At 40.5% G+C, this 17,709-nt stretch carries 11 protein-coding genes; all 11 read right to left on the reverse strand.

Features of this window, described 5'->3' with window-relative positions; translation table 11 throughout:
- Positions 1 to 191: 191 nt before the first annotated feature.
- The gene (locus MHH46_RS23685; protein ID WP_076191914.1) at positions 192 to 1,094 is read right to left on the reverse strand and encodes a LysR family transcriptional regulator; all 903 of its coding nucleotides are present in this window, start codon (positions 1,092 to 1,094) and stop codon (positions 192 to 194) included.
- A complete protein-coding gene (locus tag MHH46_RS23690; protein WP_076191916.1) occupies positions 1,087 to 3,540 on the reverse strand; it encodes a beta-glucosidase in 2,454 nt (817 codons plus the stop codon). Before MHH46_RS23690 ends, MHH46_RS23685 begins: the two co-directional genes overlap by 8 nt.
- A 410-nt stretch (positions 3,541 to 3,950) precedes the next feature.
- Entirely contained in the window at positions 3,951 to 7,016 is a 3,066-nt protein-coding gene (locus tag MHH46_RS23695; RefSeq protein WP_076191922.1) for a glycoside hydrolase family 3 N-terminal domain-containing protein, read from the reverse strand.
- A 32-nt stretch (positions 7,017 to 7,048) separates the two neighbouring features.
- On the reverse strand, positions 7,049 to 7,621 hold the full coding sequence (locus MHH46_RS23700; protein WP_076191925.1) for a hypothetical protein: 573 nt from the start codon (positions 7,619 to 7,621) through the stop codon (positions 7,049 to 7,051).
- Positions 7,622 to 8,551: 930 nt separating this feature from the next.
- Entirely contained in the window at positions 8,552 to 9,895 is a 1,344-nt protein-coding gene (locus MHH46_RS23705) for a GH1 family beta-glucosidase (protein WP_076191928.1), read from the reverse strand.
- Position 9,896: 1 nt separating this feature from the next.
- Positions 9,897 to 11,483 carry a glycoside hydrolase family 43 protein gene (locus MHH46_RS23710; RefSeq protein ID WP_076191930.1) on the reverse strand — a complete coding sequence of 529 codons (1,587 nt, stop codon included), beginning with the start codon at positions 11,481 to 11,483 and terminating at the stop codon, positions 9,897 to 9,899.
- 43 nt (positions 11,484 to 11,526) lie between these two features.
- Positions 11,527 to 12,285 carry a helix-turn-helix domain-containing protein gene (locus MHH46_RS23715; RefSeq protein ID WP_256716535.1) on the reverse strand — a complete coding sequence of 253 codons (759 nt, stop codon included), beginning with the start codon at positions 12,283 to 12,285 and terminating at the stop codon, positions 11,527 to 11,529.
- A gap of 1 nt (position 12,286) precedes the next feature.
- Positions 12,287 to 14,113 (reverse strand): sensor histidine kinase, encoded by a 1,827-nt coding sequence (locus MHH46_RS23720; protein WP_179086287.1) that lies wholly within the window; start codon positions 14,111 to 14,113, stop codon positions 12,287 to 12,289.
- Positions 14,114 to 14,171: 58 nt separating this feature from the next.
- Entirely contained in the window at positions 14,172 to 15,038 is an 867-nt protein-coding gene (locus tag MHH46_RS23725; RefSeq protein ID WP_076191933.1) for a carbohydrate ABC transporter permease, read from the reverse strand.
- A gap of 1 nt (position 15,039) precedes the next feature.
- Positions 15,040 to 15,894 carry an ABC transporter permease gene (locus MHH46_RS23730; RefSeq protein WP_405132521.1) on the reverse strand — a complete coding sequence of 285 codons (855 nt, stop codon included), beginning with the start codon at positions 15,892 to 15,894 and terminating at the stop codon, positions 15,040 to 15,042.
- A gap of 165 nt (positions 15,895 to 16,059) precedes the next feature.
- Positions 16,060 to 17,664 (reverse strand): extracellular solute-binding protein, encoded by a 1,605-nt coding sequence (locus MHH46_RS23735; protein ID WP_076191938.1) that lies wholly within the window; start codon positions 17,662 to 17,664, stop codon positions 16,060 to 16,062.
- Positions 17,665 to 17,709: the final 45 nt, after the last annotated feature.

The raw sequence follows: 17,709 nt of genomic DNA on the forward strand, positions 1-17,709 counted from the left end.
TTATAAGAAAGGGGATTGTCTACGCTTTCATTTACTTACTCCCCCTCCCTTACATTTTATATATATACGTAAATTTTAAGTTTCATCCTGCACTTTTTATACTACCCCCTATCTATTGAATTCTCCATCAACCAAAAAGTTAGAGGGATAAACTTTTAGTTTAAAGCATAAAAAACAGGTCATATGATGTATTACTCCACATCAATATGACCTGTTTTCTCATTAATATAATTTTTAATATAACTAAGAAATAACGAAACTGCTCTAGTCTGAATATCTCTTTTTCTACTGACCAAATAAATATTCTGGGGAATCTTCTCGATTAATCTTATAATTTTTAAATTTTCATTGCTATAGAACTCTTCCATAAGATCTACTGAAATGGCTAGATATCCACTCTCTTCGCAGAGTATGTGAGCAGTAGCAATATTACTAAATTCATGAACAACATGAGGTGTAAACCCATGTTCTAAACATTTATCTATTAAACTGTGCTCTTTCCCTTTTTCCACAGATTTCAAGACAAGTTGTTCATGTTCTAATTCCATTATCGAAATCTCATCTCTTCCTGCCAACCGATGATTTTTGGATACAACCGCTACTACTTCACATAATTGAATTAATTCAATTTCACAATTATCAATTTCCTGCTGTCCCAATACGATCCCGACATCAAACTCCTCTTGAAATATCCGGCCAATTGGATACTCATCCGGGAATTCTCTTAGTCTCATTTGGAATTGTGGATACATATTGGTAAATCCAAACAATATATCTGGTGGAACAGAAGGTGTTGTGGAGAAATTAACCAAGACATTTAAAGTGCTCTTTCCTCCACTCATGATACCAATTTCTTTCTTGATATCATCCATAAGATAACAGAGATGTTTAGCCCGTGCATACAATAACTCTCCGCAATCAGTAGCCTCCATTCCATGGGGACCTCGGAAGAATAACTCTGCTTCTACATCTAATTCTAACAGTTTTATAGTTTTACTTAATCCTTGCGGAGATATAAACAAGTCCTTGGCCGCCGACGTCACGCTTTTCTTCTCATACACTTTAATAAAACATTCTAATGCGTCTTTATTCATATCTCTGCCTACTGCCTATTTCCAGTGTATTGATGCTTTTACGGTATTTTCGCATCTTTCTTCTTTCTTTTATTACATGATTCAATCCTTTAAAGAAATGCCCGTTTGCAATCATTAAAATCCCGTCCAGCATTGGCATATTCACTACACCGCCCGTCATTCTTGCTATTCCTCTGAACGGCATATGATAAATGGACATCATTATTAGATTCGCTGTGTCCCGCTTGCCTATTTTCCTCAAAAACCAATGTGCAAAAACGATTGTATGATAGGCTAATCTTGCAAATCTGCCCTTTGCATACTGACATTGCGCAATCGTATCATTGTAACTAAGCGGTTGTGTCCGGTCCCATGTGGATATAGGCACCTTATCTCCAAGCAAGTACTCAAATTCCTCTAGACCGACATTATTTACTTTTCCAGAATAATACGATGGAAGCTTAACCTTGTTATATGGGATAGGAGCTCCCGTCCCCTCTACCGCAAGGATACCGGTTAGTCTGATATCAGCGCTTGAAGCACCAATGATAATCTCATACTCCGCTTCTTCAATTTCCCATTGATTTGTTGTTACATTAAAATAGCGGAATGTCTTGTCGTCAAATGGAATAGTTATCGTCTTCGTTTGACCCGCATTTATAAAAATCTTAACAAATCCCTTCAACTCCATATTAGGTCTGAATATTGCATCAGATTTACATCGGATATAAAGCTGCGGAATTTCCATTCCGGCAACTCGCCCCGCGTTGGTTAGCTTAAATGTTACTCCCTCCTTAGCAATCTGAATATCCGAGTATTCAAAGGTTGTATAGCTGAGCCCGAATCCAAACGGAAAGAGCACATCAATATTGGCAGTATCATAATAACGATAACCAATAAAAATACTTTCCCTATACTCAACAGTAACCTCTTTACCTGAGAAATGAAGAAGAGAAGGTGTGTCCTCATATTGGAGGGGGAATGTTTCAGCTAATTTGCCTGAAGGATTCACATCACCCGACAAAACTCTAAGAATGGATCGTGCTCCTGCTTGTCCGCCTAAATAACCGTGTACTAATCCTCGTACTTTACCAATCCATGGCATTTCAACTGCAGAACCGCAAGAAAGAATCGCCACAATATTGGGATTAACATTAAATACGGCATCTAACAAATCTATCTGATTCTCAGGAATTTTCATATTCTGCCTGTCAAGTCCCTCTGCTTCAGTAACTTCATCCAGGCCAATATATAGAAGAACAACATCTGCTTTTTCCGCAAGCAGGCATGCGCTTTTTACTTTTTCAATATTTTTCTGTCCGTAGCGTTCAAAGCCAGCTTCAAAACCAATACTGATAATTCCCGATTCTTCAAAACAATTTAATGTATGATCCAGAATGGTAGGATTTACAATAGAGGATCCTGCCCCCTGGTATCGTGCATCTTTGGCAAAATCTCCAATTACCGCAACTTTTTTACCGAATTTCAGCGGTAGTATATTCCCCTCATTTTTTAATAGGACAATAGACTCTTCCGCAGCCTTCTGTGCTACTCTATGATGCCTTTCCACGTCAAAATCAACATGAATCTTCTTATAGGCTTCTTCTGTTGTAAAAATAAGCTCCAGTAATCTGTCTACACATTCATCCAGTACTTCTTCTTTAATTTTTCCGGTATGAATCGCCTGAATAATTTCCCGATCTGTTTCCCCTGCGGTTGTTGGCATTTCCAGCTCATTACCGGCTAGCAGTCCGGCTATGCGATCATTACTGCCGCCCCAATCAGTGACCACCACTCCGTTAAAATCCCATTCGTTCCGCAAAATCTCTTGCATTAAGTGCATGTTTTCATTGGTGTAAGTCCCGTTTAACTTATTATAGGAAGTCATGACGGTTTTAGTTTTGCCTTCTTGCACTGCAATTTCAAATGCAGTCAGATAGATTTCTCTGAGTGTTCTTTCATCAACAATTGTATCAATAGCCATGCGTCTTTCTTCCTGATTGTTAACAGCAAAATGCTTCACACAAGCTGAAATTCCATGTGATTGAACACCTCTAATATAACCAGCAGCCATTTTACCGGCAAGATAAGGATCTTCACTGAAATACTCGAAATTTCTACCACATAGGGGATTTCTCTTCATGTTAACACCAGGTCCCAGAAGCACGTTAACTTTCTGTGCAACAGCCTCTTGCCCAAGATATTCTCCGATTGTCTCCCCCAATTCCACATTCCAGCTATTCGCTACTGTCGCAGCTGTTGGGAAGCAAGTTGCGGGAATCCCTGCATTAAGTCCAAGCTTATCTGATGCTATTGCCTGCTTTCTAATCCCATGCGGACCATCGGCAAGAAACATACTACTGATTCCAAGACGATCAATATTTTGAGTGGTCCAGAAATCTTTCCCTGACATTAGGGAAGCCTTCTCTTCTAAAGTCATTTCCTTAATTAAATCTCTATATTTCATCTTTAATTCCTCTTTTTAGAAGCTTTTAATTCAAATGACATAAAATCAATACTCCCTCTCCCCATAAACTGGAAGTACAATGGATGAGTTCCATCCCATGCTTGCCTGGAATAAGAATGACGATTAGTGTGTCTATGGTAGAGTATATACCACTGATTTTTTATTTCAACTAATCCGCCATGCGTATTTCCAAGATAATTCACACTCCTACGCTTATAGGATTATTACTGGTGGCTTAGCACAATTCATGCATGAAAATTGTAATTTCCTGCAGATATATTACATACTCCTCCTTTCCGGAATTTAATATCCAATCTTAAGCAAAACCTCTCATTAAATATACACAGGCTGCAAATCACCAATGTGAATTACAGCCTGCGCTTTTTATTTATTCTTTTACGTACTTACAGCTACATTAAAAATGCTTTTTGAAGGAGCGGCAGGACAACTATAAAGAATACAATGGCGATAGTAACAATGGCAATACCTAATACTATCCAAAGGATACGTTTTGCCTTTTTGCTCATTCTCTTACGGTTTGCATATTGCTCATCAGTCATTCTTACTTTTTTCACTACTGAAATTATTCCGAATAGAATACCTACAGCCACTAACAAGTCAAATGCATAAAGAATAATTTTGTAAACAGGAGTACCTGCTTTATAGTCAGAACCGTGTTCAAAGCCGTTCATTGCCAGACTATTTACGGTATTATACAACACATTGTGTGCTGCCTCCCTAAGCTCGTATCTGCTCCAATCCTGTTTTGCATCCGAAAGTGTGTTTGCAGCAGTAGCAAGCACTAAATCCATACCTGCAGAGAGCATCATGTCAACAGATCCACCAGTTTGACCGCTTAAGTAGTCCGTTATAGCAACACCCTTGAAGCCCCATTCCCCTCTTAAAACATCTGTAAGAAGGTTATAATGTCCGCTTGTCATTTTCGTCCCAATACGGTTGAGTGCTGTCATAACACCGTGGGCATCCGCTCTCTCTACCGCATACTGGAATGGCTTGAGATAGATTTCCCGGATTGCTTGTTCGTTTGACCAGGTCGCTACATGACCATTAGCAGCACGATTTGTTTCTTGATCATTGAGTGCAAAATGCTTCAGGTATACATAAACTCCCTTAGACTGAACGCCACCAACTTCAGCTACCGCTATTTTCCCTGAAAGAATACCATCTTCTGAGAAGTATTCAAAGTTTCTTCCAGAGAAAGGTGTTCTATGGGTATTAATAGCTGGCGCATACCAACCGCTTGTCTTTGTACTAATACCATCTTCACCGATGAGTTTCCCCATCTGCTCAGCAAGTTCCACATTCCAGGTAGCCGCCAAAACAATTTCAGCCGGGAATGAGAAACTGCTCTCTCCAGAGATAAAGTTAGCAATCCCGGATGGTCCATCGTATTCAAATGTCTTAGGTTTGTTGATACTGAGTATTTCAGATGTACCATAACCACCCTTGCCAAACAAAGAGTGCATTTCAGAAAGTTTCATTTGATTAAGCAGATCATCCCACATCGGATCGTTATAATCCTTACCTCGTAAATCAACTAATTCCAAACCGTTGTCTGTTCCATAGGTATAAGTTGAAGATTCCGGATAACTGTTGCCCTCAGGGACTCCCGAAGCAGCTCGACCCGTCTCCTTCAGAGCAGCTAGTGTATTCTCGTCTGCAGTTATAGTCCCAACAGTACCTGCTGCGTCTGTAACATTAGATACCCCTTGCATGGTTCCGGTAGCATAGGTCAGAGCACCGTTATCCATCATTTTCCAATTACTTCTGGTGAGATAGGTAAAATCGCTGATAACACTTTCATCAAATTTATTAGTAATGGTACCGCCAGAGGCGGATTTGTCCAGCTTAGTGAATTCATTCACTGTGTATGTGCCAACCATAGCAGCATCACCAGCTTGTGTCATTCCGTTATCCGTTGTGTATTGTTTGGCAGCAAGAATATTATTCACCCCAGCATGTGCATCAGGAGCTGCTGTAATATGATATTCACCGTCTTCTAGAATATATGTTTTTGCTCCCTTCGCATCATAGGATTCCATTTCTTCTTTGCCAAAGGATATTTCTATGGTTTCGGATTGCCCCGCTTCAATCAGTCCTGTTTTCGCGAATTCAACAAGATTTACAGAGGCCTTTTCGATTCCGTTTTCTTTATCATAATCAGTGTAGGGTGATTGATAATAAATTCCTACAACATCCTTACCTGCAACTTTCCCTGTATTGGTTACTGTTACTTTTACAGTGACATCTTCCCCATTCGGGGTAACACTGTAATCACTCCATTTGAAATCTGTATAGCTCAATCCGTAACCAAACGGATACTTCACAGTAGAATCATAATTATAATCTCCTACATTTTCCGTTCCCATGACAACATCTTCATATCTGGTTTCATAGTATTTATAGCCGACATAAATACCTTCTCCATAGTTCACATAGGAATAATCTGTAAGCTTGCCACTTGCATCAGCGTAACGATAATCACCGAAGTTCTGCATAGCAGGAGAAGAGAAATTATCGTATACATAGGTATCAACCAATCTGCCGGATGGATTGATTTCACCTGATAGAACTTTACCCATTGCATTAATACCGGTAGCACCTGTTCCTGCCACCCAAAGGCAAGCATCAACTCCGAATTCTTCCTGATCCGCAAAACCAAGTTCCATAGCACCGGAACTGTTAATAATAACTACTGTTTTTTCGAAGCCTGCATCTTTAATCGCTTTCAACAGGTCACGTTCGTTCGAATCAAGTTCAAGATAACTCTCGTCGGAAGAGCCTTCATGTCTGGACATCTCTGTAGGTAAGTCACCGCCTTCACCGCCTCCGCGTGAGAAGATAACCACCGCCGCATCTTTATAAGCAGAATAACTGTTTTTTACTTCTTGTGTGAATTCTGCTTGAGGAACTTCATCTACTTTCCACTCACCTTTAGCGGTACCATCACTTGCCGCAGTACCAATGCCGCGCTTATGTCCGGAGTTTGCATAGAAATTTAATAGCGTTTCATTAATTTCAAAACCTGCATCACCGATGGACTTACTCCATGAATTATCCAAAGCTTCACTAACTTCACCGGAACCCGAACCGGACGCTGCCCCGATAGAAGAAGACAGCCCGAACAAACTGATTTTAGAACCGGATTGTAAAGGCAAAACATCATCATTCTTTAATAATACGGTACCTTCCCCAACAATCTGTTCAGCAAGTGTCTGCTGTGCTTTGTGTAATTCATCAGTGGAGCTATATTCACTTTTATAGTACTCTGTGTCCACTTCGGAAGTACCCGAGGAAGTAACACCTTCCCCAACCGTCCCCATAAATTCGCCTAAAGCCTTATCCCAATAAATAGCCACACTATTAAGCGCAACGACTACGCATAAAATAACAATATACACACTAGACCATAGGATCAGATAGGGCTTTTTTTTCATCCTTTTTTTACTTGACACAGAATAATCCTCCTTTTTCTAATTCGCGTGCGTTATTCATCATCAGAGCTAGTTGCTTCAGCAAAAGTAAATGAATCGTTATCGGTATCAACTGTAATTGCTACATCTTTGGCTTCGCTCTCAGCATAGTACGGTGATGAGAAGAATTTCGAAGGTTCAATACTTACACCTTCCGCTTTTTGCACAGTCGCGCCTTCAGAAGCTTTGCCTTCAGAGTTCGTTTTGCCAGCTTCTTTTAGCTGTCCCCAGTCCTCATTGAATTCCACATCAGTCGGTACTTTCAAAGTCACCGCAGTACCGTCGTTCGTGTAGCTACCAGTAAACTTATAAGTCAAAGCAACTTTTGCCGTTTCTCCGCTAACAACTTTGGTGTATTCATAGTTTCCATCCTTGTTCAGAACCAAAGTGTTCTTCTGCGTAGCATTGATAGCAATCAAATATCCGTTACTAGATAAATTCCCTGAAAGTTGCTCAGTCGTATAGTCAATGGAATAAGTACCGGAAATATCTTTACTTCCGCCACCACAGGCTGCAAGTCCTAGAGCCATAGTTGCAACCATCACAATTGCCATAAACCGCGTTTTTAAACCCTTTATATTTTTCATAAAAATCCTCCGTGTTTTTAAATTTTAAGGAACATTTAAACAGATTGTTAACCGCTTACATCATTACCTATCTTTGATTACTGTCTGACAAACATAATTTCTAATGGAAAAAATTGCATCTTATAAATTTTCCCCTTTTTTCATACGAATCAAATTACTCCGTCCGTTATATGCTTCCCTTTATAACATGCTTTCCTCCCTTTCACCATCTCCTGTAATTAATTTCATGTAATGAATCACCTTTAATACATATTCGAATTTAACACACTAGTGCATATATACATATCAACTAAAAGTTTAAGGGTATAGACTTTTAGTTGATATAAGATAAAAACTGTTCAAATGTGGATTTCACAGATGAAAAAGAGCTTATCTATGCTCTATTTCGACATTAGTAGAACCCACCCAATCAAGTTCAGTTTACTTATTGGATTTTTTCAATTGTCTCTGATAAGATAAGCGAAAATAAAGATGCTGCAGAAGTGGCTTATAAAGAAGGGTGCTTAATGAAGAAGAATCCATCGACTCACTTATATTTCCTAGCATGTATCACAGCCATTTTATTATGGAGTGCTTCTTTTATTGCTACAAAGATTGCATATCAAACTTTTGCTCCAATTCAGCTTGGGATAGTTCGTACTGCATACACCTTTATGATATAGTTATTGGATATTCACTAGGTATTCACAATGCTTATATACCCAGTGTTTTAATTTCACTCATTCATTTCTCATTTTTTTACTATCTTTATTACAAATCCAAAAAGCTTTCAAAAAACCTATATGTAAAGAATTTTAAAACTTATTAATTTATAATGTCTATCCTAAAAAATCAATAAAGTTAGTAGTAGAATAGCGCCTCTCCGTTAATGGAGAAGCGCTATTTTTGGGTTTTGTTCCATCGGGGCTTGCTGGCAGTAAGAACCAACAGTTAAGTTTCTAGCCACCCTTTAGCTATTAGTTTTTCGTACCAGTAGAAACTGTCTTTCTTCGTCCTTTCAAGCGTGTTATAATCCACGTGGATCAGCCCAAAACGTTTGCTGTAGCCGGAAGCCCATTCAAAATTATCCATTAGAGACCAAGTAATATATCCCTTTACTTGCACACCGGATTCTATTGCCCGACTGAGTTGAATCAGATGTTTACGCAAGTATTCAATCCGCTTCCCGTCATGAACTCTGCCCAAGGTAGGCTCATCATTGTAGCATGCCCCATTCTCGGTAATATAGATAGGGATGGGTCCGTAACGCTTTGTAATATGTACTAGGACTTTATAGAAGCCGCGTGAATAGATCGGCCAGTTGAAATCGGTACGTTCATAGCCTTCATCAATGTCTTCCATATCAAATAAGCCTTCACCTTTTTTATAGCGTCCGGCCGATCCCATATAATAGTTGATACCGAGAAAATCAATCCGTTGGTTAATTGATTCCATATCACCAGGTTGAATATGCACATGTGCTCCTTTAGCTGCAAAGGCTTGTATCATAAACTCCGGATACTCACCCTTAAGTAGAGGGTCTATGAACCATTCTACCATCCAGCCCACTCTGCGGTAGCAGGCTTCTATATCCTCCTGTCTAGAGCTGAATGGTTCACGCCAGCTGACATTGGGAGCGTACCCGATTTGTCCGGACAAGCCAAGTTGGCGAAACCGCTGAACGCTCTTTCCATGAGCGATCATAATATGGTGGGCAACGTCAATGGCACTCTGCAGATTCTGTTCACCCGGTGCCTGATCTCCTTCGTAGTGAGCTTTAAAGGATACACACCAAGGTTCATTGAAGGTTACCCAGTACTTGATTTTGCCGCTGAATTCCTTGAACATGATTTCGGAGTACCGGACAAAAGCGTCGATAGTATCACGGTTCTTCCAGCCACCCAGATCCTGCAAAGCCTGCGGAAGATCCCAGTGATATAAGGTGCAAAAAGGTTCAATTCCATTCTCAAGCAGATTATCGACCAAGCGGTGATAGTAGTTAAGACCTTTAGCATTTACTTCACCCGTTCCATTCGGCAGAATTCTCGGCCAGGAAATCGAAAATCGGTAGGTCTGGATGCCAAGCTCCTTCATAAGTGCGATATCCTCTTCATATCGATGATAGCTGTCGCAAGCTATATCTCCGTTGTCCCCATCATGCGTATTTCCCGGAATATGTGCGAAAGTATCCCATATAGACAATCCCCGGCCGTCTTCATTAAAGGCTCCTTCAACCTGATAGGCTGCCGTAGCCGCTCCCCAGAGGAAAGAATCGGGGAATTTAATGATTGCCAAATTAATTACCTCCTTCACGTGTGTGTTCGGTATAGCGGAAATAATCGAAATCCGCATGCTTGCCTGTACCACTTAAATCCTGAACGCAGAGACCTATAAAATTGCCTGTAAACCTTATAAATTCTCCACCCTCATCTGAAAGATGCAGAATATTCAACTTCGGACCAATCGGCGTCCATTCTCCATCATTTATAGCGTAATAAAAGCAGGCTTCCCTGCCAAAGATGACGACTTTTAACTTGCAGTATTCGGCTTCCTCGATAGAAATTTCTGCATCCGAAATTTCTTCCCACTTACCTTTTACACAGCGGACAAGCCCAAGGCATTTGCCGAGCACCTCATCACGGCTGATCCGCAAATATACATAGTCTTGAGTGTCGTAGTATAATACCATCCCAGCCATCTGCTGAAAATGATCAGGCTGAAACTCCAGCATAGTCTCCGCTTCACAGTTTATCCCTTGCTGGCGACGGGCAACAAGACTCTGGCGATGCTTCGAATTAAACGATTCTCTTCCACTCAAGCGCAAATATCCAGGACGTTCTGTTAGTGTAAGCCATGTATCATCTGCCGGCAGCCTCAGCGTATTCCAATGGATTCCTAATTTGCTGCTGTTGAAATGATCGGTATCCGGTTCATCAGGAAAAGTATGCTCCGGCAAAGAGAACTCATGAATCATAGAAATCGGAGCGTTACCCCCGCCTTTAATCCGCAGCCAGCCCTCATCATTCCACTCCATTTTTTGAATTGCTGTTTCACGACCAAGGATGCAAAAATCATCAGCTACAGGCCTTCCCACTAAATGTACCATAGCCCATTCTCCTGCTTGAGTTTCCACTATACAGCCATGGCCTGATTTTTGAAGATATAACTCTTTCCGGTTTGAAGAAGTCAAAATGGGGTTTTGCGGGTCTACCTCATAAGGTCCTTCTATACTTTTAGAACGCGCCATCGTTGCGGCATGATCATATTTGGTACCGCCTTCAGCGGTTAACAAATAATAATAACCGTTCTGCTTGTACAAATGGGGTGCTTCAGTGGATCTAATCGGAGTTCCTAAAAAAATATTTTTCCGTTCGCCGATTAGTTTTCGCTGCTGTATGCTATATTCTTGAAGGACGATACCCCCAAATGAATTGTGCTTAGCGCGGTGATCCCATAGCATGTTGACAAGCCATTTCCGTCCATCTTCATCATGGAATAACGACGGGTCGAAACCGCTGCTGTTCAGATAGACAGGTGAGGACCAGGGACCCTCAATAGACTTTGCTGTGACGAGATAGTTATGAGTATCCTTAAACACACCTAATCGGCTCTTTACATCTGTATAAATCAAATAAAAAAGCCCATTATCATATGTCAAACAAGGGGCCCAGATTCCACAGGAGTCGGGATCTCCAACCATATTAAGCTGTGATTCCTCTGTAAGAACATGGGTAAGTAGCCGCCAGTGCTTTAAATCTCTTGAATGGTGAATCTGTACTCCTGGAAACCATTCAAATGTTGAGGTTGCGATATAATAATCTTCACCAACTCTAACAATAGATGGATCCGGATTAAAACCTGATAGTATTGGATTTTCAATCATGAGGACAACTCCTTATACATATGGTATCAGCGTTTAAAAACTTCTAACTATGAATTTTCCTGTATTCAGTTGGCTTGCACCCGGCTGCTCGTTCAAACACTTTGGAAAAATGGGTCGGATCGCTGTAGCCCACCATCTGAGCAATTTCATAAATTTTCAGATCGGTTTCGGTCAGCAACTCCTTCGTCCGCTCCATCCGGACTTGCGTCAAATATTCGAGATAATTCTGTCCCGTTTTTTCTTTGAAGAGTTGGCTTAAATAATTCAGGTTCAGATAGAACCGGTTAGATAAATCTGCAAGGCTTATATTATTGTTAAAGTTATCGGCAACGTACTGTTTAATCTCAGTAATAATATCCTTTTTTGAAAAAGAATCCTTAGCCGGTGGCTGATACTTAGCGAGCAATTCACCGTGAACGCGTTCTTCTTCAATTTCCTTGATAATTTGATTCGTACAGTCTTGAAGTTCCTCTTCCTCAATAGGCTTATTCAAATAATATCGTACGCCCAGATACATCCCTTTACGCGCATACTCAAATTCAGCATACCCGCTAAGGATAATGAACTTGCAGGCTACACTTTCCTTCTTAAGCTTCTCTATCATCTCTAGTCCGTCTACATGCAACATTCGGATATCTGTAATTACAATTTGGGGCTGTAAGCGACGCACAAGCTCATACCCTTCGTCTCCATCGTAAGCACAGCCGATAACTTCACATTGTGGTAGATAACGTCGTATTATGACCTTTAACCCATCAATAATCCCTTTTTCATCATCCACCAAAACCATAGTATAGTTCAACTCAGTTCCCCCTTGATGAATCTTGAAGTGGGATTCGCATTTCAACAACTGTTCCTGCCTCTTCATCGGAACGTACTCTTAGAACATAAGTATCTCCATACTGTAGTCTGATACGTTCTGCAATATTGTAAAGACCAATTCCACCTTCACCATTTCCATCATCGGTATTTTGATACATTCCGCCCAAATCAGATAAACACAGAAGTTCATTAATCTCAAACGCCTTTTCGGCGGTCATGGAATACCCGTCATCCGTGATTCGAATCAAGACATCTCCAGTCTCTGTGATCTCCTCTTCGATTGTAATATGCAGTTGACTATCATAATTATGAAAGCCGTGTTTAATACTATTCTCAATGATTGGCTGAAAAACAAGTGGAATGATGGGAGTCCCTAGCACTCTATCGCTTAAGCGAACATCAAGCACAAACCGGTTATCGTAACGGATATTCTGCAGAAATAAAAAATTCGCAGCGTATTCTACCTCATGTTTTACCAGATTGTATTCACGCTGTTTGCCTAGAGAATGTCTGAACATACGGGCTAAAATTTTTATCATTTCGGCGATGTCGTCTTGTTCTTTGACCACGGCTTTCATCCGGATTGATTCAAGAGTGTTGTAAAGCATATGCGGATTAATCTGTGCCTGAAGGGCGAGAAACTGTGCCTGCTTGCGCTTTAACCCTGCGAGGTAGACATCCTCGATAAGCTCCTTGATTTTTATAATCATTTTGTTATAGCTTTTGACCAGATTACTGATCTCATCATTAGCCACTGGAGCCTGAATAAGCGACGTATAATTTCCAATCTCCACCTGCTTCATACTGCGCCTCAGGTTTAATACAGGTTTGGTGATCTTATAGCTGAACAGTATTGAAAGCAGTGCAATGAAAAACAGGAACACTATGATCGACCATATTGTCACATGTTTTATATTATTAATTGTGGCCAGAAGATTTTTTAGTGGAATCTCTGTATTAATCCGCAGTCGTCCGTCATACGCATCTTTTGACAACACAATATTGTCCTGCCCGCTCCTAGAAAGATCAGCAAAGTACTTGTCGTCAATAATGTCCTTCCATGCTTTCTTCCCAGTGGCACCGTCAGAATGATATATTAACTCGCCTTCATCATTAGTGATAATCATCTTGATGTTATAACGGTTGCCAAGCATTAGGAAATCCTCATTCAGATTAATCAGATGGACAGGGTCCATATCAAGTAAAATCATCCCGGCATAGGACCCGTTATAATTACGGAGTATCCTTCCGACCGTAAATGTGGCATCTCCTTTTGAATTTCCGTAATAACTTTTATCATGTATAGGGGTAATAAACAATGCTGTTTCGGATCCCCGAATGTGTTTATACCAGACTTGCTCCACCAACCGATCTGTATTCACCTTATCGGGAGCTTTGGTATAATCATAAATTTTCCCATCTGCACTAATCAGCATCACTGTTTCAATCTCTGGATATTCCATAGACATCTGTCCAAAATATCCTGAAATCACCTTTTGGGTCTCAATCGAATCTTCCATTGTTAACTGACTGCGGTTATTCATAATACCCATAATATCCGTTTCCTGAAGTACCGAACGAGTTATCCTATTGGACTTGTCTACGAAATCATTCAGGTTCGTGGTCGCCTGTGAAATGTACATTGAAGCAAATTCCTTGGATGCTTGCTCCACACTTTTTGCGGATAAATGGTAGATAGTAAAACTGATTACGATAATCGGAATGATGGAAGCCACGAAATAGCTGAACATCAGCTTGTTCCGTAGCTTCATTTCACCAATCCGTCGGCGTATCGCGCTAATTATCATGCTGTCTCCCGCTTTCATATTAGAATGAACAGTAGGGCGACAGCGCACGAGTTACAACTTATCCTTTTACGGAACCCAGCATTGCACCCTTAGTGAAGTACTTCTGTAAATAAGGGTAAATCATTAAGATCGGGACAATTGCAAACACAATGGTAACTGCACGAAGCGTTCTGGCACTGTAGTTCAGTTGTGACATATTACCCACTATTTGCAGTTCGTTGTCACTTGTAATAAACTGTCTTATTTTTATCTGCAGTGGATACCAGTCCGGATTCTGGATGAACATTAGCGGATGCTGGAATTGATTCCAAAGCGTCACCGCATAGAATAATCCAAGTGTGGCAAGTACGGCTTTGGACAACGGAAGCACAATGTTGAATAATAACCGGAAGTATCCCGCCCCTTCAACAACAGCAGCCTCCTCAAGCTCATGAGGGAATTCCTGAAAAAAAGTCCGCATTATAATCAGGTTATACGCAGTAAGTATATGCGGAATAACAAGAACTAACGGATTATCATACAGACCAATATTTTTCATCGTCAAAAAGTATGGAATTAGCGGAGCCTTAAATACCATGGTTATAACTGCGGCGACCATGACAACCTTTCCTATCGTAAACTCTTTTTTAGTGAGTGGATAGGCCATTAGCGCGGTGATCAATAAGCTTAGAACGGTCCCAACAATTGTCGCAACTGCCGTAACCCCGAATGATCTCCACAGATCTGGCCGGTCAAGTACGTATTTCCATGAGTCCAGTGTAAACCCTTTCGGCCAAATCGTCACCTGGTTCAGTTCTACCGGAACCCTTGAACTGAATGAAACGGACAAAACTGAAATTAGGGGAATCAGAGCAATTCCCGATAATATAATTAGAAAAGCAACGATGCATTTTTGAATGACTTTTTCACTAAAGGACATTGACATATTACCACAACCCCCCGCCCGTAACTTTTTTTGAAATTCGGTTGAAAACATAAACAAGTACAAATCCAATAATGGCCTGGAACAGACCGACTGCTGTAGCAAAGCTGTAACGGGCTTCCTGAATACCCGACCGATATACGTAAGTATCAATAATATCTCCAACGGAATACGTCATTGGTGTAAGCAAAGTGAACACTTGATCGAAACCTAAATCAAGGAAACTTCCAAGATTAATCAAGAAAAGTACTAATGCGGTTGGTAGTAGAAGAGGTAATGTAATATGCCGGACCTGTTTCATTTTAGAAGCCCCGTCAATAGTGGCTGACTCGTAGATCTGGGGATCCATAGAACTGATAGCCGCCAAATAGATTATTGTTCCCCAGCCAGCCTCCCGCCATATAGAAGTGAATACATAGATCCAACGGAAATAACGTTCATCCTGCATAATCAGGTTCGGTCCATAACCAAACCAATCGCGTACCGTATTAAATATCCCATTTAATGAAAACATGTCGAAGGCAATACCGGCGATAATTACCCATGATAAAAAATGCGGGATATAAAGTGCAGTTTGAATCCCTTTTTTCAGCAGTACTGCCCGGACTTCATTAATCATAAGAGCCAGTATAAGCGGTACCGGGAATATGACAACGACTTTTAAAAAGCCGAGAATCAGCGTATTCGCAAAAATACGATAAAAATCAGGAGAATCAAACAAAATCTTAAAATGCTTGAAACCAACCCAAGGACTGTTAGCTATCCCTTTAAATAAGGAATAATCTTGAAAAGCGATAATAGATCCTCCAAGAGGAATATAGCGTAGTACAATGAAAAAAACCAACCCAGGCAAAGCCATGAGATACAACGGCCAGCATTTTCGCGCATGCTGATAAAATCGACCAGTAGCTTGCATATGGATTCTCCACTCCATCCTGTTTATTTATTTGTTTTAAGAAAGAAAAGGGCAATCCGATAGCAATCAAACTGCCCATTCTCCTTAAGTTTCTATTTTTTACTTCCGTTACTTTTCGAGCTTGGCATACCATTCTCTTGCTCTTTTTGTTACCTCTTCACCACCAGAACTATTCCACTTATCCACAAACTCATCAAATTTATCGATGGAATAGGTTCCGATAATAATTTTTGTCGCATATTCATACCAGAGTGTATTATTCTTGATATCCGGATAATCGGTATATACGGTAGAAGGCAAACCATCACCAGCAATAATTTTTACGTACTGCTGAAGATCCTTCATGTTCCGAATGCTTTGTTCAAATTGCCATTTATCGCTTTCTGATGCTGATTCAGTCAACAATTGCTCTTTAAATTCAATGTTTCCAAATTGATCGTATGAGTTTAGACGATTTTGCTGAGTACTCTTATCATCTGGTAATTTGGTTTTTTTACCATCTACTACACTGTAATGCATGCCTTCCGCTCCCCAGTAAATGTCCATCCATTTGGATTGGTCAGCAATACCATCAAGAAACTTTAAACTCGCCTTCAGGTGTTCATCATCTTGTTGAGCACTTACCACCCATTCAGGATTCCCCACTTGCTTAGTAGTAATAAAACCTTGACCCTCATATCCAGGAGCTTCAAGAACCGGAAGTACCGAGAAGTCTGCCTTCACACCAGTAGATTGTTCAATGAGACCAAGATGGAGATAGGATGTCTCAGCCCATTGAAAATAACTTCCTACTAGATTCCCATCCACTTTTCCATCCCAAGCAGCTTTGTCATTAAGAAATGTCTCTTGATCCATTAACTGTTCCTTATAGAGTTTGGAAATAAAAGCAAGAGCATCCTTCATATTGGGTGAAACAGCCGAGTATGTTAATTCCCCATTATAGATATCCCAATCTGGATATCCCTCGACCATAGCCACACCATACATATTGAATAGGTGATCCATCCACCGGGCATTTTGTCTGCCACCGGTAGGAACTTCATCCGCTGTACCATTACCGTTTGGATCTTTTTCTTTAAACGCTTTCAAAACATTCACATATTCATCTTGAGTCTTTGGAATTTGCAACCCTAAAGTGTCCAGCCAGTCCTTACGGATCATACCCGTTGTTCTCTCATATCCTTTAATACCTGGAATCCAGTAAATTTTCCCTTGTCCTGTCGGGTCATTTGCTTTAACTACATTCCACACATCTTCAGGAATTAGCTTCCATAGGTTCGGTGCATATTCAGGCAACAAGTCTGTCAAATCTGCAATAGCACCATTTTTGGCAAGATCGGTTTCATTTCCATTCCATGGAAGAAATACGTTTGGCATTTCACCAGCAGCAATCTTCATATTGAGAGTGTTCAAGTAGTCAGTGCCGCCATTCCATTCTACATAGGGGCTAATGACACCAACACCAAGTAAATCGGCATATTGATTGTATAACGGACTATCTTTCTCAATTCCCTTATAGCCAGTATTTGGCCACCAAACTTCAAGATCAACGACTTTACTATCTGTTGGCCCCTGTGTACTTCCTGCATTGGTCGTTTGAGCACTGTTTGTTGACTTAGCATTCCCGTTATTGTTGTTCGAAGAGCAGCCAGCAATAATACCGGGTAATAACACTGTAATCATCATAGTGCTAAGAATTTTTCTTCTAAGCATCCATATGTTCCCCCTTTGATAATTTTATTTAGCACAATTTTTAGT

Origin of the sequence: Paenibacillus sp. FSL H8-0175, from assembly GCF_045040615.1 — a bacterium.
GTDB classification, from domain to species: Bacteria; Bacillota; Bacilli; order Paenibacillales; family Paenibacillaceae; genus Paenibacillus_AQ; species Paenibacillus_AQ odorifer.